Raw genomic sequence first — 18,422 nt, forward strand, 5'->3', positions numbered from 1 at the left:
AGAGGGTCGTGCCTTATATTTATCTTTTTATTTTTCTTTGAAATATGAAACAGATATTACGCTTACTACTACAAATTAACTTCATCTGGACATTCATTACAGTAGCTGCATATAGCCAAACGCCGGACAAAAAACAAACAGGAAAACTAGCCCGCCCAAAGCTGGTTGTAGGTATTGTGGTAGATCAGATGCGTTACGATTATTTGTATCGCTATTATGATAAATACAAAGAAGGAGGCCTGAAAAGACTAATGAATGAAGGCTTCAACTGCCGTAATAACCATTACCATTATGCACTTACGGTAACCGCCGCCGGGCACTCAGCAGTTTATACCGGCGCACTACCGGCGGTAAATGGTATTGTTGGAAACGATTGGTACGACAAAAGTACAGCTGCCAATGTTTATTGCACAGAAGATAAGACGGTTGCAACAGTTGGCAGCAATAATGTGTCTGTCGGAAAAATGTCCCCACGCAATCTGCTGACCTCTACCGTTACTGACCAACTCAGAATCGCTACCAATTTCAGAGCTAAGACAATAGGTGTTGCCATCAAAGACCGTGCTTCCATATTGCCCGCGGGGCACGCTGCCAATGGCGCATACTGGTTTGATTCCAAAACCGGAAATTTTGTAACAAGTACCTATTACACGCAGGATCTGCCACAGTGGGTGAAAGATTACAATGCCAAAAAAATGCCTGCAGAATACCTCCGACGTGGTTGGCAGGCTTTACTACCTATCGATCAGTATACACAGAGCGCCCCGGACGATTCACCTTGGGAAGGTATTTTGTCAGGTGAAACCAAACCTGTATTCCCACATGAACTCATCGGCACTGCAGGAGATGCATTTGGTATAGTTACGACCTCTCCATGGGGAAATACAATAACCAAAGACATGGCCATCGCTGCGATCAAAGGTGAAAATCTTGGAAAAGGAAAGGATACTGACTTCCTTGCTGTGAGCTTCTCTACTCCCGATCGCATAGGGCATGCCTTTGGTCCAAACTCTGTAGAGCAGGAAGACAACTATCTGAAGCTGGATATGGAGTTTGCAGACCTCTTTAATTTTCTGGACTCCTGGACAGGCAAAGGCAACTATACCGTATTCCTGACGGCAGATCATGGCGCAATGGATGTGCCTGCATTCTGGCAGGATCATAAATTACCAGCCGGACTAATGAACCCGACTACGCTGACACGCACCATTGTGAAGTCGCTCAATGAAGCTTTTGGTGAGGGTGAGTATATTCAGGGATTTGAAAACTATCAGCTCTACCTGAACAATGCCTTATTAAAAGAAAAGAAATTGTCAGTCAATGATATTTATACTGTAATACGCCAAGCCTTGGTACCTGTACAGGGTATTGCAGATGTGCTCAATCTTACTGAGATCGGCAGTGCTCCGCTAAATAGCTATCAGCGTGAACTTTATAAAAATAATATTAATGCCAAACGTAGCGGTGATATACAGATCATTGTTCAACCCGGATGGTTTGCGTCCTCTTACGGAACAGGTACCGACCATGGTACTCCATACAACTACGATACCCATGTGCCATTTTTGCTATATGGATGGGGAGTAAACAAGGGTGAGACGCTGAAAAGAACTACCATTGCTGATATCGCTCCAACCATTTCTGCCTTGTTACACATTTTACCTCCAAGTGGTAATGTGGGAAATCCGGTTGAAGAGGCATTAAAAAAGTAATGTATTAAACTGAATATATTTTAAACCTAAAACCTGAATAGTGAAAAAACTATCCCTTTTTGTTGCATGCGCATTTCTGATGTGTAATGTACATGCGCAAACGGCAAAAAAACCAGTGTCTAAGACTTCTACCCTGGCCCGCCCTAAACTAGTAGTCGGAATTGTTGTGGATCAGATGCGCTACGATTATCTCTACCGTTATTACGATCAGTATGTAGAAGGCGGTTTCAAACGGATGATGAATGAAGGTTTCAATTGCAGAAATAATCATTACAGTTATGCGATCACGGTTACCGCAGCGGGCCATGCTTCTGTATATACAGGTTCTATTCCAGCCATCAACGGCATAGTTGGTAATGAGTGGCACGACAAGGTATCAGATAAAGGTGTTTATTGCGTGGAGGACAGCACAGTATCAACAGTAGGGAGCAATAACAGCAGTGTGGGCAAAATGTCACCGCGCAATCTTTTGGTAAGTACCGTTTCGGATCAGTTGCGTATTGCTACCAACTTCCGTAACAAAACCGTCAGTATTTCGATCAAGGACCGTGGAGCGATTCTTCCTGGTGGCCACACCGCTAATGCAGCATACTGGTTTGACTCAAAAACAGGAAACTGGGTAACCAGCACTTATTACATGAATGATCTTCCGCAGTGGACCAAAGATTATAATGCGCTAAAAAAGCCATCAGAATACTTGACAAAAGGCTGGCAACTTTTACTTCCTGTAGACCAGTATACACAAAGTTCTCCTGATGATGTGCCTTGGGAAGGCAAATTGCCCGGAGCAGCCAAACCCGTATTTCCATATGAACTTGCCGGACTGGCAGGAGATGCATTCGGTATAGTTACGAACACTCCCTGGGGAAATACTATTACAAAGGAAATGGCTATAGCAGCAGTAAAAGGCGAGAATCTTGGAAAAGGAAAAGATACCGATTTTCTTGCGATCAGCTTTTCTACTCCTGATAAAATCGGGCATAGCGTAGGGCCGAACGCGGTGGAGCAGCAGGATGACTTCCTTCGTCTGGATCGTGAATTTGCGGATCTTTTCAATTTCCTTGACGGACATGTAGGCAAAGGTGAATACACTGTTTTTCTGACTGCAGATCATGGCGTTGTGGATGTGCCTGGCTTCGCCATAGAACATAAACTTCCAGCCGGGCTTGTTGAACGTAAGGCTGTAACCTTGGCGGTAAAAAATACGCTGAATGAAGCTTTCGGGGAAGAAAACTACATTTTGGCTACGGACAACAATCAGCTTTATCTGGATCACAATGTGCTTAGAAAGAAAAAGCTCAAAGTTGCAGACCTGGCCACGGTATTGAAAGATGCTTTACTTAAGGTGCCGGGCATAGCTGATGTATTGGACCTGACAGATATGGGCAAAGCATCCATGAACAGTTATCAGCTGGAACTTTTCAAAAATAATGTACATGCCAAGCGTAGTGGTGACATCCAGATCATTTCGCAACCGGGATGGTTTTACGGAAATACAACAGGAACTTCTCACGGGACACCGTATAATTATGATACACAAGTCCCTTTCATAATTTTCGGTTGGGGAATTAACAAAGGTGAGACACTGAAAAGAACGTCAGTTTCTGACATTGCTCCTACAGTAGCATCCTTACTTCATATATTGCCAGCCAGTGGTAACATTGGAACTCCGGTGGAGGAAGCACTTAAGAAGTAATTACAATGATAAAGTAGAAGGAGCCGGAGCAATGTAAAACTGCCCGGCTCCTTTTTATTGCTGATGAAAAATAATTTATACCGACTCCTCTACAATCAGAACAATACCATCTGTTTGCAGGATGACGACTTTACTACCTGCGATAATAATCTTGTTATCCGAAGACGTAGCTTTCCATTCCGCTCCACGATAGTATATCTTTCCTAGTCCACTCGTGGGAATATCCCTGATCACCAAGGCAGTTTCTCCCACAAACTCATTGTATTCATGATGCTTGCCCCGGTTATCAAGCAATTTTTTGGCTTGCTTACGAAGTACTAAAAGCGACAGCATGGAGATAGCTGAAAACGCAATGATCTGTGTTTCGATATCAGGCAGAATTCCCACACTAGCCAGCAAGGCTGTAAAAAGTGCTCCAATTGCAAAAAATATAAAAACAAGCAATACGCTGACAAGCTCTGCTAAAAGCATCACCAAACCTATAATCAGCCATATCTGGGCAAGCGACAAATCCATATCTATTTCTTTACTTCTGTAGACTTAACAACCGTGAGCGCAGATGCAACCAGAGAACCCATATCAGCCAGATTCGCAGGCAGGATAAGCGTATTTCCAGCCTTAGCAAGTTTCCCGAACTGCTCGATATAATTCTCTGCAACTTTAAGCTGAACCGCCTCAGCTCCACCCTCTCTTTGTATAGCTTCTGCTACGAGTTTGATACTCTCCGCTGTAGCTTCCGCTACAGACTTCAGTGCTGATGCTTCACCTTCAGCTTCGTTGATCTGCCTGAGTCGCAAGCCTTCCGATTCAAGAACCGCCTTCTGCTTTTGCCCCTCAGCTACATTGATGGCTGCCTGTTTCTCTCCGTCTGACTGAAGAATCACTGCACGTCGTTCACGTTCAGCTTGCATCTGCTTTTCCATCGCAATCAGTACACTTTGTGGTGGAGTGATGTTTTTGATTTCATAACGAAGCACTTTCACTCCCCAACCTATCGCAGCTTCATCAATGCTTTCAACGACAGCGCGGTTAATGGTCATACGCTCCTCAAAGGTTTTATCCAAATCTAGCTTTCCGATTTCACTCCTCATTGTAGTCTGAGCTAGCTGTGTTACGGCGAAAGTATAGTCCGCAATACCATAGGCAGCCTTTTTAGGATCGATAACCTGAATAAAAATGACACCATCCATGCGTACCTGCACGTTGTCCCGGGTAATACAAATCTGCTCCGGAATATCTACCGCAGTTTCTTTGAGTGTGTATTTATAGGCGATCCTGTCAAAGAAAGGGATGATGAAGTTGATACCGGGTTGCAACACAGCATAGAACTTACCTAATCTTTCAAGAATGTAGGCAGTTTGCTGCGGAACAACTTTGACAGTCATCAGCACAGTGATGACGACAAGAACCAGTAGTACAATTAAAGGAGTCATAGTTAGCCAGGTTATGGTTTATTGCGAAAATAACCACGCCAGCCGTCCGTTCCTAGATTTGTTGTACCAACGAGCCGCTTATGCCGCTCGTCGGTACATTACGGTGATGAATGGCTTTCCCAACTATTCTTTTAAAATTTCTTTTGAAATAACCATCTTCTGAATTTCGCTCGTTCCTTCCCCTATGGTACAAAGTTTACTATCCCTGTAAAACTTTTCAACAGGATAGTCTTTCGTAAAACCATATCCTCCGAAAATCTGTACTGCCTCATTCGCCACTCTCACGGCAGTTTCCGAGGAATGATACTTTGCTACTGCGCTTGGCAACGTCACTTTCTCGCCTCTATCTTTCAGTGCAGCTGCATGGTAAGTCAGTAGTGAAGAGGCTTGAATGTCTGTGTACATATCAGCCAATTTGAATTGTATTCCCTGAAATGCTGATATTGCTTTCCCGAACTGTTCTCTTTGTTTTGAATAGGCTAATGCTGCTTCGTAAGCTCCCTGTGCGGTACCCACGCCCAAAGCTGCAATGGATATACGACCCCCATCCAATATTTTCAGCGACTGTATGAAACCATCTCCGATTTCTCCTATTCGCTGACTATCCGATACCCGGCAATCCTGAAATATCAGCTCAACTGTCTCCGAAGCCCGCATTCCCAGTTTGTCCTCTTTTCTTCCGGATGAAAAGCCTGGTGTACCATGCTCCACAATAAAGGCAGTAGCTCCGTGTTTATCTCCGGGTTCACCTGTTCTTGTAATGACAACGGCCACATCTCCGCTCTTTCCGTTTGTGATGAAGTTTTTAGAGCCATTAATGATCCAGTCATCTCCGTCTTTCACTGCTACGGTTCTCATGTTACCTGCATCCGAACCCGTATTAGGCTCTGTAAGTCCCCAAGCTCCTATCCATGTACCTGTTGCAAGTTGTGGAAGATATTTTTCCTTTTGGGTGTCGGATCCGAACATCAATATATGATTGGTACATAGCGAATTGTGGGCTGCCACAGACAGTCCGATCGAAGGATCCACTTTGGACAGAGCCACAATCGCAGCAACATATTCCCGGTAGCCTAACCCCGCACCCCCATAATTTTCAGGAACAAGCATTCCCATCAGTCCTAATTCCCCAAGCTGATTGAAAACCTGCTTTGGAAAAAATTGAGACTCATCCCATTCACGTACAAACGGGGTTATGTATCTTTCAGCAAAGTCATGTATTGTATCTTCGATTAATTTACACGCTTCCTGTTTCTGATCTTCAGTATCTATGTGTGCCTGATCTAACATGTTGATGATTTCAATTTGATTTATTCAATAATAAGAAGAAATAAACACATTTCATGGAACTATCAAAACAAATCGGGAAATGTCAGGTACTGATTCGCCTAAAAAAATTACTTTTGCTCGATACTTGAAGGGTCAGACTTGATTAAGTACAATTCATTTATCTTTCAGTGTCATCACAACTATATACTTAAAACATTTATGAAAATTGCTGTTGTTGGAACAGGCTACGTGGGATTAGTTACCGGAACCTGCTTTGCAGAGACGGGGAATCAGGTTACATGCGTAGATATTGATGTAAGAAAAGTTGAAAGGTTGCAAAATGGCGACATTCCCATCTATGAACCGGGATTAGATGTTCTTTTTGACCGTAATGTAGCTGAAGGACGTCTTCAGTTCACGACTAATTTGTCGGAAGGTATTAAGGACGCCGAAGTTATCTTCCTTGCATTGCCTACGCCTCCGGGAGAAGACGGGTCTGCAGATTTGAAATACATTCTCAAAGTTGCTGACGATCTGGGCCATATACTGGACCACTACGCTGTCATCATTGATAAAAGTACAGTACCTGTAGGGACGGCGGAAAAGGTACACGCTGCCATTGCAAAAAATATCACTGTCGACTTCGATGTGGTTTCTAACCCGGAATTCCTGCGTGAAGGGGTAGCTGTGGAAGATTTCATGAAACCTGATCGTGTTGTAGTAGGAACCACCTCCGAGAAGGCAAAAAAAGTGATGGAGAAGCTTTATGCTCCATTGGTACGTCAGGGGAACCCGGTTATCTTTATGGATGAGCGTTCAGCTGAAATGACCAAATATGCCGCTAATTCATTCCTTGCCATGAAGATCACCTTCATGAATGAAATCGCCAATCTTTGTGAAAAAGTAGGTGCAAATGTAGATGATATCCGTCGCGGGATTGGTACAGACAGCCGTATCGGAAAACGATTCCTGTTTGCTGGTATCGGTTACGGAGGAAGTTGTTTTCCTAAAGATGTACAGGCATTAGCCAAGACGTCTCAGGATTATGACTATGATTTCCGGATATTGAAATCTGTCATGGACGTTAACTACGACCAGAAGAAGAAGCTGCTTCCTATGGTTGAAAATTACTTTAACGGAGATTTGAAAGGGAAAACCATTGCCGTTTGGGGACTTGCCTTCAAACCCTATACTGATGATATACGGGAAGCGCCAGCGTTGGAAAATATAGAAGCACTCCTTGAAGCAGGCGCAACTGTTACGGCCTATGATCCTGAAGCGATGAATAACGTGAAAGAAATATTAGGTGATAAAATTACATTCTGCCATACGCCGTATGCTGCGCTGGACGATGCTGATGCATTGATGATTTTTACCGAATGGCCTCAATTCCGTACACCGGAATTTGAAAAAATGGCTAAACTTCTTAAAAATAAAGTAGTTTTCGACGGTAGAAACTTATATGAACTGGGACAAATGCGCGAGATGGGCTATACCTATTACAGCATCGGACGCGAAAAGGTTGTTCCAGCCTGAACATTCTAAAATAATTTTCATTTAATCATCTCACTATTAATGAAGCGTGTATTAATAACAGGAGCTGCGGGCTTTTTAGGTTCTCACCTCTGTGAACGATTCTTAAAGGAGGGTATGTATGTAATCGGGATGGACAATCTGATTACCGGTGACATGCGTAATATTGAGCACTTAATGCCCAATCCTAACTTTGAATTCAACCACCATGATGTGACCAAATTTGTGCATGTTCCGGGAGAACTGGATTACATCATGCACTTTGCATCACCAGCCAGCCCGATAGACTACCTCAAAATTCCTATTCAGACATTGAAAGTAGGCGCAATGGGTACGCATAACCTTCTTGGTTTGGCAAGGGTTAAAAATGCACGTTTTATCATCGCGTCTACATCTGAGGTATACGGTGATCCATTGGTTCACCCACAAACTGAAGATTACTGGGGACATGTAAATCCGATCGGTCCACGCGGATGCTATGACGAAGCAAAACGTTACCAGGAGGCGATCACGATGGCATACCACCGTTACCATAATCTGGAAACACGTATCGTTCGTATTTTCAATACGTATGGCCCAAGAATGCGACTCAATGACGGACGTGTACTTCCTGCATTCATCGGCCAGGCACTACGCGGAGAAGATATTACCGTTTTCGGTGATGGCTCTCAGACACGGGCTTTTTGCTACGTGGATGATTTGGTAGAAGGAATTTACCGACTTTTAATGAGTGATTACTCTTTGCCTGTCAATATCGGAAATCCCGGTGAAATCACAATTAAAGAATTCGCGGAAGAGATCATTGCTCTGACAGGAACAGATCAGAAAGTGGTTTACAAAGATCTTCCTCAGGATGATCCGAAACAACGTCAGCCGGATATTACAAAAGCAAAGGAAATACTTGGCTGGGAACCAAAAGTTTCCCGCGAACAAGGACTTCGTATCACATACGATTACTTCCGTAGCCTACCAAACGACAGACTTTACGAGGAAGCAAATCACCGCGGATTTGAAGGGTTTTCCGGAGGAAAATAAAAACAAGAGCACATAAAAAATCCCGCTTTCGGCGGGATTTTTTATGTGCTCTTGTTTTTATGAAATTTCTTTCAAAAGCTTCTTTTACTCCTCGCTGGAAATATTTTCTCTTTCCGATTTGTCATATATCGATAGCAAAACAACTTCGTTCCTGAAGGCGACAACTAGTGTAATAACTCTGGCTCCACCACTTTTACCTTTCCCTTTGCTCCTAATTGGTAATCTTATTTTATAGCAATCTTTACCTATTGGAGTTCCTAAAGCAGGACTTAAAGAAAGATTATGACCAAGTGACGCAATCTCTTCTTTTAAGGAAGAATATTTCTTTGCCAAACGCTTTAACTCCTTTACAAAATTCTCAGAAGCGACTACATCATAACTCATTAAGCACATCCTTTAACGATCTGGTCTTCAGAGTACCCTCCTGATGAGCTATATAATCGTCTTTTAACTGACTGATAATGTGTTCTTTGGAAGAAACCTCATTGTCTTCCTTTAGCATTTCAACCAGAATCTGACGATCCTTTGCAGGCAATTGCTCTCTGAGAATTTGCGCCAATTCACTTAAGCTCAATGTTGTATCAAAATGCAAAGTCGTTTCCATGATTGTCGAATAGTTAATCAGAAAAAATCATTTTTAATTGTAACACAACGATCAAATTATATAAGTGGATCTATACTTCCAGTATTTCTTTTTCTTTCGCAACATAGATCTGCTCCACTTTGGTAACATATCCATCTGTTAGCTTCTGCACACGCTCCTCACTTTGCTTTACAAGATCTTCGGATACACCTTCCTTTGTAAGTTTACGGAGAGAGTTGTTAGCATCCTGACGTATATTTCTAATATTGATTTTTGCGGTTTCAATTTCTCCTTTTGCTCTTTTAGCAAGTTCACGACGGCGCTCTTCGTTTAGAGGCGGAACTGAAATACGGATCATCTCTCCATCATTAGAAGGAGCAAAACCCAAATTACCGTTGCGGATTGCTTTCTCTATATCATTGATGATCTTTTTCTCAAATGGCCTGATCGCTATCGTTCTTGCATCCGGCGTATTGATCGTAGCCACGTTCTGAATAGGCGTCATCGAGCCGTAATACTCGATCTGAAGGCCCTCCAGCATTTGAGGAGAAGCTTTTCCGGCACGTATCTTGCCTAGTTCGATAATAAGGTGCTTGATAGCCCCCTCCATAGTATCACGAGCGTCTTCGAGATATAATTCTATTTCTTCCATAAATTTTAAACAGGATATTTTCTACTAATTCGATATCAAGGTACCAACCTCTTCTCCCATGACGAGATCATAAAGGTTACCCGGCTTGTTCATATCAAAAACGATAATCGGCACATTATTTTCTTTGCAGAGTGTAAATGCTGTCAAATCCATAATTTTAAGATTTTTAGACAACGCCTCATCAAAACTCAGTTGGTTATATTTTACTGCGGTAGGATCTTTCTCAGGATCTGCGGTGTAAACACCATCTACTCTGGTTCCTTTTAACACCACTTCTGCTTCAGATTCGATAGCTCGTAGCCCTGCGGTTGTGTCAGTGGTAAAATAGGGATTTCCAGTTCCTGCACCGAAAATAACAACGCGGCCTTTTTCAAGGTGACGTACTGCTCTGCGGCGAATCAATGGCTCACATACCTGCTCCATTTTGATGGCCGACATCAGACGGGTTGTCATGTTGTGTTTTTCAAGTGAACTCTGAATTGCCATTCCGTTGATTACCGTAGCCAGCATACCCATGTGATCACCTTGCACACGGTCAATACCCGACTTTTCAACAGATGCACCACGGAAAATATTTCCACCTCCGATTACAATGGCAATCTGTACACCTACTTCTGCAATTTTTTTGATTTCCTGTGCATACATTTCCAGAATGTTGAAATCAATTACCTGGGCTTTATCGCCACCATTAAGAGCTTCTCCGCTGAGTTTGAGAAGTATACGTTTATATTTTGGTTCCGGCATGGTTTGTTATGTAGGTGATTTGTGCGCAAAAATACATGCTGAGATATTAGATAAACAAGTTATTTATTCAAACTCTAACATTACCTGATTTTTTTCAACAGTTTGACCTGCAATTATCTTCATCGATTTCACCCTTCCATCTCCTGCCGCTCTGATTACATTTTCCATTTTCATCGCGACCAACACCAGCAATATGTCACCTTTAACCACTTTATCCCCTTCTTTCACAGCCACCGATTGAATCAATCCTGGCATAGGTGCTTTCAGATGATTGATTTTATTCGGCATCTTAGCCTGCAACCCCATCCCTTCCAGCAAGAGATCAATCCGATCTTTTGCTATAGTAAAATAATTTTGGCCGTTAATGGTCAGAGATAAAGCTTTTCCTGATGTATTGTGATCTGTAATTTCAATAAGGTAAGATTTATGATTCCAGATAACATGATACTTACTTTCTGACAGTTTCGCGATGTCTCCGTCAAAGGTTCTGCCATTAAACAGCCATTGACCGGCCTGACTTTCAATTTCAAAAGACGGGCTATCCTCGGGAGTTTTCCCATCGCTCTGCACAGAAACTTTCAGCATACCTGTTCGCTATATTCGTGGATTACTTCGTTCAATATACCATCCAACTCTTCAAACGACATACCTTCCACAAGCCTCATACGGAATGGTTTGAAATTTTCCAGCCCTCGGAAATAATTGGTGTAGTGACGACGCATTTCAAAAACACCGGCAATAGGCCCTTTCCATCGGATCGAAAACTCAAGATGGCGTCGACAAACAGCAACCCGTTCTGCCAAACTCGGAGGCGACATACGCATTCCCGTTTTCATATAATGTTTGATATCGTTAAATATCCACGGATTACCTATTGTAGCTCGACCGATCATGATGCCGTCAACACCATATAGATTTTTATACTCCAGTGCCTTTTCAGGTGAGTCAACATCGCCATTTCCAAAAATCGGAATGGTGATACGTGAATTTTCTTTAATCCTGGCGATCAAAGTCCAGTCGGCCTCTCCTTTGTACATCTGCACGCGGGTTCTGCCATGAACAGATAGTGCCTGGATACCAATATCTTGTAATCTTTCCGCAACTTCCTGCACATTTTTGGTATTCTCATCCCACCCCAACCGGGTTTTCACAGTTACCGGCAAATGTGTTGACTTCACCACCGCCTCCGTCATTTTTACCATTTTAGGAATATCCTGTAATAAAGCTGCGCCAGCTCCACGGCAAGCAACATTCTTAACCGGACATCCATAATTAATGTCGATGAGGTCAGGATTTACTTTTGATGCAATTTCTGAACAGGAGCCCATCGTCTCTATATCACTTCCAAAGAGTTGAATTCCTACCGGACGTTCATACTCAAATATGTCGAGCTTCTGAACGCTCTTTGCAGCATCCCGGATCAAACCTTCTGATGATATAAACTCTGTGTACATCAGATCTGCACCATTTTCCTTACAAACCGCACGGAACGGCGGATCACTTACATCCTCCATGGGTGCAAGCAGCAAGGGAAACTCTCCCAATTCTATATTTCCGATCTTTACCATTTATGACATCGACGCCTCGCGATACATCACCTCATAAATCTGGTTGAGGCACTTATACAAGGTCATCATTACTTTAAATTGACAATAAACTGTAAATTTACACCAATTATGCAAAAAAATCATTCTGATTTGGTGGAATCACGTGTACCGGGTACCTGGGGAAGTTTATTGGTTTTAGTTGGTTTTATGCTGATAGGCATGGCATTAGGTAACGTGATCGCATTGGGAATACTAGCTATTTTCTATTCTGCTGATGCCAGTACTGTTGCAGTATTGCTCAATCAATTGATTACCGATCCTACCCTTGTACCAGATGGATGGAGTGCCATGATGATCCTTCAGGGAACAGTTCACTTTTGTTCCTATCTGCTACCCGCCCTTCTGTATTGGACATATATTGAAAGAAAATCCTTCTCAGATTTCGAAATCAGACATATCAAGACCCCGAAACTGCTGATTATGGCTTTATTGCTGGTTATGGTTTTTATGCCTCTTAACAGCAAATTCATCGAGTGGAATGCATCCATGACTTTTCCTGAATCCCTATCCGGAATAGAAACATGGATGAAGCAAAAAGAAGAACAGCTGGCCATGCTTACAGCATTTTTGACAAGTTACAACCAACCAGGACAGTTAGTAGTTGCACTTTTTGTGGTTGCATTTTTACCTGCCTGGGGAGAAGAGACTTTGTTCCGGGGTATTATTCAGCGAAAACTTTTAAAAGAAACTGGTAATGCACATGCGGCCATATGGGTCTCAGCAGCCATTTTTAGTGCCATTCATTTCCAGTTTTACGGATTCATTCCACGAATGCTGCTTGGTGCAGTGTTCGGATATTTGTATTATTGGACAGGAAGCCTTCGCCTGGCAATATTTGCACATTTTGTAAACAACGGATTTGTACTTGTGATGATGTACTTGTATAATGTCAAATTGTTGTCAATAAATATAGAAGAAATGAAAAGTATGCCCTGGCCTCTTGTAGTTGCATCTGTTGCCGGAACTTCTCTCCTTCTGTTTTTCTTGCGGAAGCAGGTATCCGGAGAAAGAGCAAACAGTTAAAAAAAGTTAAAATTGAAAATATAATCCTTACGCAGACATGGACGAGAGTTGGTCAAAAGCTTTCCAAAGCGAACAAATGATAAAAGCCGAACTGGCACGCGAATTTCTGGATCAAAACGGAATAGCCGCAGTAATTGTAAATAGAAAAGACAGCAGCTATCCTATTTTCGGCACGTGCGAAGTGCACGTCCCGACTCACGATCTGGAACAGGCACTAACAGTATTAGCGAATGCGGAACAGATTAAATAGCCTTAATAACCTTCAACAAAGAACCATTACTGCACTTGCAGGCGTGTTTGTAATTATTGGCTGCATTGTATACAGTGACTGGACCTGTCTGCTGTTGCTTTGCATGATCAGTTCGCTTACTCAACTCGAATTTTATAAGTTGCTTGGACTTGATGGTAACCAACCACTCACTTATTATGGCACCTTTTGTGGCACAGTCATGATGCTTCTTGCGTACCTGATAGAAAAGGAAATAGTTCCCTTTGAAAACTATTTCATCATTACGCCATTGTTGTCCATGATTTTCTTTATCAAATTATATAAAAAAAATGATCTGAAACCATTTACCAATATCGGTTTTACTTTTCTTGGAATTATATATGTCGCGTTACCCTTTGCACTTATCATAGCAACAGCCATGCGCGGCGGAACCTATAATTATGAGATTGTATTGGGTAGCTTACTTTTACTGTGGGCTTCGGACATAGGTGGCTATTTTGCAGGAACAAAGTTTGGAAAACGTAAATTGTTTGAGCGTATTTCTCCAAAAAAATCCTGGGAAGGAGCAATGGGAAGTGCCGCCTTTGCTGCACTGATCGCCTTTGTTTTGGGGCAATATTTCCTTACATTCGAACCTTGGAAATGGTATTGCATAGGTGCAATTATTGTTGTCGTTGGTACATATGGCGACCTCGTCGAATCACTTTTCAAGAGAAGTATTGCCATCAAGGATTCAGGAAGTAGTATTCCGGGGCATGGAGGGTTTTTAGATCGTTTTGATGGTTTGTTGCTCTCGGCACCTTTCATCATCACTTTTTTAAAACTGTTTTCCTGAAAACCGTATCGCCATGTTGTTTTCAGGAACGTTCTGAGACAGGAACGATTTTTGACCGTTTATAATAGCAGTTCACTTTTAGTAATTAAATACAATGCTAAGCTCCGCTGAGCTATGAGCAAAACCCTGAACGAATGAAAAGGAGCCTTTTAATCATCATATTAATATTTGTAGCAGTTTTCTCCGGCCATGAAAGTTCAGCTCAAGGAGAAAAGAAAGCGATTATCTTCAGTGGTATTGTTGTAGCAGGCAAATCCAGTGAACGTCTACCTGGTGCTTCCATTTATATACCAAAAGCTGGGAGAGCAACTTTGGCAGGTCGTGATGGTGAATTTAATATTGCCGTTTTTCCCGGGGACAGTATAGTTTACAGTTATCTGGGTTATAAAAAGCAGTACCACATTATTCCGCGTAACTACAACTCTGAAACTTACTCGGCTATTATTGCCATGCAGGAGAATGCAACACTTCTTACTGAGGTGAAAATTTATCCGTATTCAACTGAGGAAGAATTCAAAAAAGCATTCCTGGCCCTGAGATTGCCAGACCAGGCTGACCGGGACGCATTGGCAAAAAGCACTGATCCGGATTACATTAACCGGATGGCCGCGTCCATGCCTAACAACGGACAAACCAACTACCGGTATACGATGGATCAGCAAATATTCGGTAGAGAATCTGCTGGTGCAAAAAACTTCGCTACTACTTTTCCCTTCCTGAATCCCTTTGCATGGAACCGCTTTATCAAATCGGTCAAAAACGGAGATCTTAAACAAAAAGAATATCGCAAGGATCTGGGAAATACACCTCAAGAAAACATTACGCAGCGTGACTTTGCGCCACCTGTAGAGACTGACAAGACAAAAAAATAAGTGATATTCTATTCAAATCTGGAAAGCAACATTTGACGACCGTCATAGGTGGCGAAGGTTTGCAATGTTACCCACTCTCCAAGATTGATATAGCGGCTTCGGTCATTTACAGCCAGATCGAGCCGCAGATGCCTGTGTCCGAAGATATAAAAATCAAAATGTTGCTGTGCCTCAATTTCTCTGCAATAGTGTAGCAACCATTCCTGATCTTCACCCATAAAACGCTCTTCCCCCTTTTTGATATTGGCGGCACGACTTCTTCTTGACCAGGTTTTGGCAATCCATATACCAACATCCGGATGCACCAGACCGAAAAGCAATTGAAAAAATGAGTTCTCAAAAACGCGTTTGAGTATTTTATAAGTTTGATCGCCAGGTCCCAGGCCATCGCCATGACCGACCAATAGCTGAGATATGATACCGCTGCTATCTTCAACTTCAAAATGAACCGGATTCCGGTATACGGAAGCTCCCAGTTCATCGGTCAAATATCCAAACATCCACATGTCGTGGTTACCAGTGAACACGATTAACTCCACTCCTCTATCCGATAACTGAGCCAACTTACCTAATACACGCACAAATCCTTTTGGAACCGCATGGTTATATTCAAACCAAAAGTCAAAAATATCCCCAACCAGAAAAAGCACCTGTGCATCATGTTCCACCGATTCAAGCCAGCGTACAATCAATCTTTCACGTTCCTGACTTTCTTTGATTCCGGGAACTCCCAAATGATAATCTGAAGAAAAATAGGCTTTCCGTCCTTCCTGTAAAACAATCTTTTTCTTTTGAAAACTAAAACTCATATACCGGATTCTAATGCGCTGCAATTTACTACCTTCCTGTTAAATGTCATTCATCGCCAAAGTACCAACTCTCACAATCGATTCGTAATTTTGCAGCATCATCAATAAAAGCATCAACGCTAACTTGTTTTAACCATGTTAAAAAAATTCGCAGGAGTTCTGTTCTTCATACTACTTTCCTGTACTCTTCTCTCTCAGGCTCAGGGAGTAAAAAAAATAGCCCAGGACAAACAACGTGCACAGCAATGGAAACCGGAAAAGGGACAGTATTATTTCAGTCATGCACTGGTTATGTCTTATGAAAATGCTGCTGAGAAAACAAAAGGAGAGATTAAGGTTCATCTGGATCCTGTAACCGGCGCTATGTGTTTCAAGAGAGAAAGCAGTTTCCAGGAAAAAGGTTTTGATTTTATCATAGCCTTTCCGGACGGCCGTTATCTTCACTATGGAACTGACGAAGACGGAAAGAAGATCAAAATTGCAGAGAAAGTAGATGACGTAAAGCCGGATGCTGAAACGCAGTCGCAACAGAAGGAAAATTTTGCTACCTACTGTACACCAACCGGAAACAAAAGAGTTGATTTTGGTTTTGAGAGTCTGGAATATGATCTCTCTTACGCTACATCGGAAAACAAAGATAAAATCTGGATTACGACTTTACCTTTCAATACCTATCCGATTTATGGCTTTGAGCTCATTGAAATACCTGCAAGCCTTCCGGTATCTATTGACTACCTGTATCTATTGAACCCGAATCAATTAATTTCAGAGATCAGTTCCGGAGGTATCAAACTCAAGTTGACAGGTATCAATCCTGATCCTTTCCTGGCTATAACAAAACCCTACCAGACGATAAAAATGGATTAATCATGTATTTGTAAGTGCCCGGATGATGAATAGCCCGGGCACTTATGCTATTAAATATCTTCTGCAGCAGCGCGCTCCGCCATCACCTCGGACAGAGGCCTCATATTGGCAGGGATTTCTACTTCTTCCTCCTCGGCGGTATATGGGAATACGTCCATAATGGGCGTCAGATTAATATCTGTTACCTCATAGGGAATCAGGAAGTTACGCATACTCTCCTTGATGCGCTCAAGAGCCTGATCAATTCCTTCGGCATTTAGCAGCATATAGTTTACTATTTTTTTCTCTTTCCCACTCTTCTCATCCACAGAGAAATAAATCACTTTAATTTTGAACCATTGCTCTCCATCTTCATAAGCAAAAAGATCAGCCAGGCGCATACGTGAGATACTCGACACACTGAAATCAGTAGCTCCTGTAACAATCTGTTTATACAATCTGGCTTCCGATTCCGTGTACGAGATAGCGTCAACAAGATAGACTTCGCTGATCGTCTTCAGGCTTCCGGCCTCATCTTCTTTTTGATATTTTATTTTCCCCAGATACCAGCTTGCCATGATTGATGTGTTTTAAAATCCTAAAAAATTACGGCTGCAAAGGTATGTTTCCGGCAGAATGCATGCAAGAATTCTAATTTCAAAAAATTATCCCGATCGTAGGTTCATCAATCTGTAATCTATCCTGAATTTGTGACCGATAGCCTGCCGTACGTCCAACCACGGGTCTGTGAAACAATAATCCGCAGAAGCATGCACAAAATTATCGGACTGTAAATAATGAAGACCTTCAGGTTGCGTTGTGTTACCATCTGCTTAACTTTGAAAAAAATACTTGATAATGAAAAAACAATTTCTTCTTACCTCTGTTGCGATTCTGCTGGCTATGGCCGCTTCCGCCGTTTTTATTAGTTGTGGTGTAGGAAAACAGGTTTCCGAGGTAAAAACTTTTGGGGAATGCAAGTATGACCTGGCTTCCGTAGACAGTGTTTATGTAGCAGGAATAGATATACGTGAATTCAGAAATATAAAAGGATTCAATGATCTCGATCTTGCCAGATATCCGGGACTCGCTATTGCTTTGCTCCGTAAAAATGTACCACTTGATCTGCGCGTGAATATGGACATTACAAATCCAACCAAAAACCGTGCAGCTATCAACCAGCTGGAATACAAAGTGTTGCTTACAAAAAGTGAACTTTTCAGCGGATTCCTTAACCAGAGAATTGAAGTGATGCCAGGAACCGCCAGCACCCGTGTTCCTATCAAACTCAACGCCAATGTGTACCAGTTACTGAATAACAATGAGACAAGAGATGAGTTTGTGAATATGATAATGGCACTTACAGGAAAATCGGGTGCAGCCCCTTCTAAGTTTACAATAAAAGTGAAACCCACCCTTGACCTGGCAGGTAAATCTTTGAATTACCCCGGATACATCACTTTTGAAAAAGAAATCACCAGTAATATGCTGACTGGTTCTCTCAAGTAAATAATCATTTTTGCTAAGTCTGGGAAATCGATACT

At 42.2% G+C, this 18,422-nt stretch carries 21 protein-coding genes; 10 read left to right on the forward strand and 11 right to left on the reverse strand.

The features are described from left to right. The first annotated feature begins 44 nt into the window (after positions 1–44). A complete protein-coding gene (gene pafA, locus AC1XUE_RS18495) occupies positions 45–1,712 on the forward strand; it encodes an alkaline phosphatase PafA (RefSeq protein ID WP_483357469.1) in 1,668 nt (555 codons plus the stop codon). A 40-nt stretch (positions 1,713–1,752) separates the two neighbouring features. Then, a complete protein-coding gene (gene pafA, locus AC1XUE_RS18500; RefSeq protein WP_483357470.1) occupies positions 1,753–3,408 on the forward strand; it encodes an alkaline phosphatase PafA in 1,656 nt (551 codons plus the stop codon). A 75-nt stretch (positions 3,409–3,483) separates the two neighbouring features. On the opposite strand, the gene AC1XUE_RS18505 is transcribed toward pafA (AC1XUE_RS18500), so the two are convergent. The 3 genes from AC1XUE_RS18505 to AC1XUE_RS18515 all read right to left on the reverse strand — a co-directional run bounded on the left by AC1XUE_RS18505 (position 3,484) and on the right by AC1XUE_RS18515 (position 6,131). Then, positions 3,484–3,924, reverse strand: a complete 441-nt coding sequence (locus AC1XUE_RS18505; RefSeq protein ID WP_483357471.1) for an NfeD family protein — start codon at positions 3,922–3,924, stop codon at positions 3,484–3,486. Between the two features lie 2 nt (positions 3,925–3,926). After that, on the reverse strand, positions 3,927–4,841 hold the full coding sequence (locus tag AC1XUE_RS18510; protein ID WP_483357472.1) for an SPFH domain-containing protein: 915 nt from the start codon (positions 4,839–4,841) through the stop codon (positions 3,927–3,929). A 123-nt stretch (positions 4,842–4,964) separates the two neighbouring features. Beyond that, positions 4,965–6,131 carry an acyl-CoA dehydrogenase family protein gene (locus AC1XUE_RS18515; protein WP_483357473.1) on the reverse strand — a complete coding sequence of 389 codons (1,167 nt, stop codon included), beginning with the start codon at positions 6,129–6,131 and terminating at the stop codon, positions 4,965–4,967. Between the two features lie 198 nt (positions 6,132–6,329). Between AC1XUE_RS18515 and AC1XUE_RS18520 the strand changes: the two genes are divergently transcribed. Together AC1XUE_RS18520 and AC1XUE_RS18525 are read left to right on the forward strand one after the other, a co-directional pair. After that, positions 6,330–7,646 (forward strand): UDP-glucose dehydrogenase family protein, encoded by a 1,317-nt coding sequence (locus tag AC1XUE_RS18520; protein ID WP_483357474.1) that lies wholly within the window; start codon positions 6,330–6,332, stop codon positions 7,644–7,646. Positions 7,647–7,685: 39 nt separating this feature from the next. Next, a complete protein-coding gene (locus AC1XUE_RS18525) occupies positions 7,686–8,678 on the forward strand; it encodes a UDP-glucuronic acid decarboxylase family protein (protein ID WP_483357475.1) in 993 nt (330 codons plus the stop codon). An 84-nt stretch (positions 8,679–8,762) separates the two neighbouring features. On the opposite strand, the gene AC1XUE_RS18530 is transcribed toward AC1XUE_RS18525, so the two are convergent. From AC1XUE_RS18530 to dusB, 6 genes are all read right to left on the reverse strand, one after another. Beyond that, entirely contained in the window at positions 8,763–9,062 is a 300-nt protein-coding gene (locus tag AC1XUE_RS18530; RefSeq protein WP_483357476.1) for a hypothetical protein, read from the reverse strand. Beyond that, on the reverse strand, positions 9,052–9,282 hold the full coding sequence (locus tag AC1XUE_RS18535; RefSeq protein ID WP_483357477.1) for a hypothetical protein: 231 nt from the start codon (positions 9,280–9,282) through the stop codon (positions 9,052–9,054). Before AC1XUE_RS18535 ends, AC1XUE_RS18530 begins: the two co-directional genes overlap by 11 nt. A gap of 70 nt (positions 9,283–9,352) precedes the next feature. Beyond that, complete coding sequence (gene frr / locus AC1XUE_RS18540) at positions 9,353–9,913, reverse strand: ribosome recycling factor (protein WP_483357478.1); 561 nt, start codon at positions 9,911–9,913, stop codon at positions 9,353–9,355. A gap of 24 nt (positions 9,914–9,937) precedes the next feature. Then, a complete protein-coding gene (pyrH, locus tag AC1XUE_RS18545) occupies positions 9,938–10,657 on the reverse strand; it encodes a UMP kinase (RefSeq protein WP_483357479.1) in 720 nt (239 codons plus the stop codon). 63 nt (positions 10,658–10,720) lie between these two features. After that, on the reverse strand, positions 10,721–11,242 hold the full coding sequence (locus AC1XUE_RS18550; RefSeq protein WP_483357480.1) for an acyl-CoA carboxylase biotin carboxyl carrier protein subunit: 522 nt from the start codon (positions 11,240–11,242) through the stop codon (positions 10,721–10,723). Then, the gene (dusB, locus tag AC1XUE_RS18555; protein ID WP_483357481.1) at positions 11,236–12,225 is read right to left on the reverse strand and encodes a tRNA dihydrouridine synthase DusB; all 990 of its coding nucleotides are present in this window, start codon (positions 12,223–12,225) and stop codon (positions 11,236–11,238) included. The genes AC1XUE_RS18550 and dusB overlap by 7 nt, the downstream gene beginning before the upstream one ends. 108 nt (positions 12,226–12,333) lie before the next feature. On the opposite strand from dusB, the gene AC1XUE_RS18560 reads away from it, so the two are divergent. The 4 genes from AC1XUE_RS18560 to AC1XUE_RS18575 all read left to right on the forward strand — a co-directional run bounded on the left by AC1XUE_RS18560 (position 12,334) and on the right by AC1XUE_RS18575 (position 15,223). Beyond that, positions 12,334–13,287 carry a CPBP family intramembrane glutamic endopeptidase gene (locus AC1XUE_RS18560; protein WP_483357482.1) on the forward strand — a complete coding sequence of 318 codons (954 nt, stop codon included), beginning with the start codon at positions 12,334–12,336 and terminating at the stop codon, positions 13,285–13,287. Positions 13,288–13,324: 37 nt separating this feature from the next. Beyond that, complete coding sequence (locus AC1XUE_RS18565) at positions 13,325–13,537, forward strand: putative signal transducing protein (protein ID WP_483357483.1); 213 nt, start codon at positions 13,325–13,327, stop codon at positions 13,535–13,537. Then, positions 13,518–14,351, forward strand: a complete 834-nt coding sequence (locus AC1XUE_RS18570; protein WP_483357484.1) for a phosphatidate cytidylyltransferase — start codon at positions 13,518–13,520, stop codon at positions 14,349–14,351. Before AC1XUE_RS18565 ends, AC1XUE_RS18570 begins: the two co-directional genes overlap by 20 nt. Before the next feature lie 134 nt (positions 14,352–14,485). Next, positions 14,486–15,223, forward strand: a complete 738-nt coding sequence (locus AC1XUE_RS18575; protein ID WP_483357485.1) for a carboxypeptidase-like regulatory domain-containing protein — start codon at positions 14,486–14,488, stop codon at positions 15,221–15,223. 8 nt (positions 15,224–15,231) lie between these two features. On the opposite strand, the gene AC1XUE_RS18580 is transcribed toward AC1XUE_RS18575, so the two are convergent. Continuing rightward, on the reverse strand, positions 15,232–16,032 hold the full coding sequence (locus tag AC1XUE_RS18580; protein WP_483357486.1) for a UDP-2,3-diacylglucosamine diphosphatase: 801 nt from the start codon (positions 16,030–16,032) through the stop codon (positions 15,232–15,234). Positions 16,033–16,167: 135 nt separating this feature from the next. On the opposite strand from AC1XUE_RS18580, the gene AC1XUE_RS18585 reads away from it, so the two are divergent. After that, complete coding sequence (locus AC1XUE_RS18585) at positions 16,168–16,899, forward strand: hypothetical protein (RefSeq protein WP_483357487.1); 732 nt, start codon at positions 16,168–16,170, stop codon at positions 16,897–16,899. Between the two features lie 50 nt (positions 16,900–16,949). On the opposite strand, the gene AC1XUE_RS18590 is transcribed toward AC1XUE_RS18585, so the two are convergent. After that, positions 16,950–17,456, reverse strand: coding sequence for a DUF4494 domain-containing protein (locus AC1XUE_RS18590; RefSeq protein ID WP_483357488.1), 507 nt, complete (start codon positions 17,454–17,456; stop codon positions 16,950–16,952). Positions 17,457–17,736: 280 nt separating this feature from the next. Here AC1XUE_RS18590 and AC1XUE_RS18595 point away from each other — a divergent pair, with 280 nt between their 5' ends. After that, positions 17,737–18,387 carry a hypothetical protein gene (locus AC1XUE_RS18595; protein ID WP_483357489.1) on the forward strand — a complete coding sequence of 217 codons (651 nt, stop codon included), beginning with the start codon at positions 17,737–17,739 and terminating at the stop codon, positions 18,385–18,387. The last annotated feature ends 35 nt before the right edge of the window (positions 18,388–18,422 follow it).

The organism is Dyadobacter sp. HNCC25DJ187 (assembly GCF_056895255.1).

Bases quoted from the DNA above. Each gene is read 5' to 3' on its own strand.
- AC1XUE_RS18550 (WP_483357480.1), bottom strand. From the start codon at position 11,242: ATGCTGAAAGTTTCTGTGCAGAGCGATGGGAAAACTCCCGAGGATAGC.
- AC1XUE_RS18585 (WP_483357487.1), top strand. From the start codon at position 16,168: ATGTTAAAAAAATTCGCAGGAGTTCTGTTCTTCATACTACTTTCCTGT.
- AC1XUE_RS18560 (WP_483357482.1), top strand. From the start codon at position 12,334: ATGCAAAAAAATCATTCTGATTTGGTGGAATCACGTGTACCGGGTACC.
- frr (WP_483357478.1), bottom strand. From the start codon at position 9,913: ATGGAAGAAATAGAATTATATCTCGAAGACGCTCGTGATACTATGGAG.
- AC1XUE_RS18575 (WP_483357485.1), top strand. From the start codon at position 14,486: ATGAAAAGGAGCCTTTTAATCATCATATTAATATTTGTAGCAGTTTTC.
- AC1XUE_RS18520 (WP_483357474.1), top strand. From the start codon at position 6,330: ATGAAAATTGCTGTTGTTGGAACAGGCTACGTGGGATTAGTTACCGGA.
- AC1XUE_RS18510 (WP_483357472.1), bottom strand. From the start codon at position 4,841: ATGACTCCTTTAATTGTACTACTGGTTCTTGTCGTCATCACTGTGCTG.
- AC1XUE_RS18595 (WP_483357489.1), top strand. From the start codon at position 17,737: ATGAAAAAACAATTTCTTCTTACCTCTGTTGCGATTCTGCTGGCTATG.
- AC1XUE_RS18535 (WP_483357477.1), bottom strand. From the start codon at position 9,282: ATGGAAACGACTTTGCATTTTGATACAACATTGAGCTTAAGTGAATTG.
- dusB (WP_483357481.1), bottom strand. From the start codon at position 12,225: ATGGTAAAGATCGGAAATATAGAATTGGGAGAGTTTCCCTTGCTGCTT.
- pafA (WP_483357469.1), top strand. From the start codon at position 45: ATGAAACAGATATTACGCTTACTACTACAAATTAACTTCATCTGGACA.
- pyrH (WP_483357479.1), bottom strand. From the start codon at position 10,657: ATGCCGGAACCAAAATATAAACGTATACTTCTCAAACTCAGCGGAGAA.
- AC1XUE_RS18590 (WP_483357488.1), bottom strand. From the start codon at position 17,456: ATGGCAAGCTGGTATCTGGGGAAAATAAAATATCAAAAAGAAGATGAG.
- AC1XUE_RS18515 (WP_483357473.1), bottom strand. From the start codon at position 6,131: ATGTTAGATCAGGCACACATAGATACTGAAGATCAGAAACAGGAAGCG.
- AC1XUE_RS18570 (WP_483357484.1), top strand. From the start codon at position 13,518: ATGCGGAACAGATTAAATAGCCTTAATAACCTTCAACAAAGAACCATT.
- AC1XUE_RS18565 (WP_483357483.1), top strand. From the start codon at position 13,325: ATGGACGAGAGTTGGTCAAAAGCTTTCCAAAGCGAACAAATGATAAAA.
- AC1XUE_RS18525 (WP_483357475.1), top strand. From the start codon at position 7,686: ATGAAGCGTGTATTAATAACAGGAGCTGCGGGCTTTTTAGGTTCTCAC.
- AC1XUE_RS18530 (WP_483357476.1), bottom strand. From the start codon at position 9,062: ATGAGTTATGATGTAGTCGCTTCTGAGAATTTTGTAAAGGAGTTAAAG.
- AC1XUE_RS18505 (WP_483357471.1), bottom strand. From the start codon at position 3,924: ATGGATTTGTCGCTTGCCCAGATATGGCTGATTATAGGTTTGGTGATG.
- AC1XUE_RS18580 (WP_483357486.1), bottom strand. From the start codon at position 16,032: ATGAGTTTTAGTTTTCAAAAGAAAAAGATTGTTTTACAGGAAGGACGG.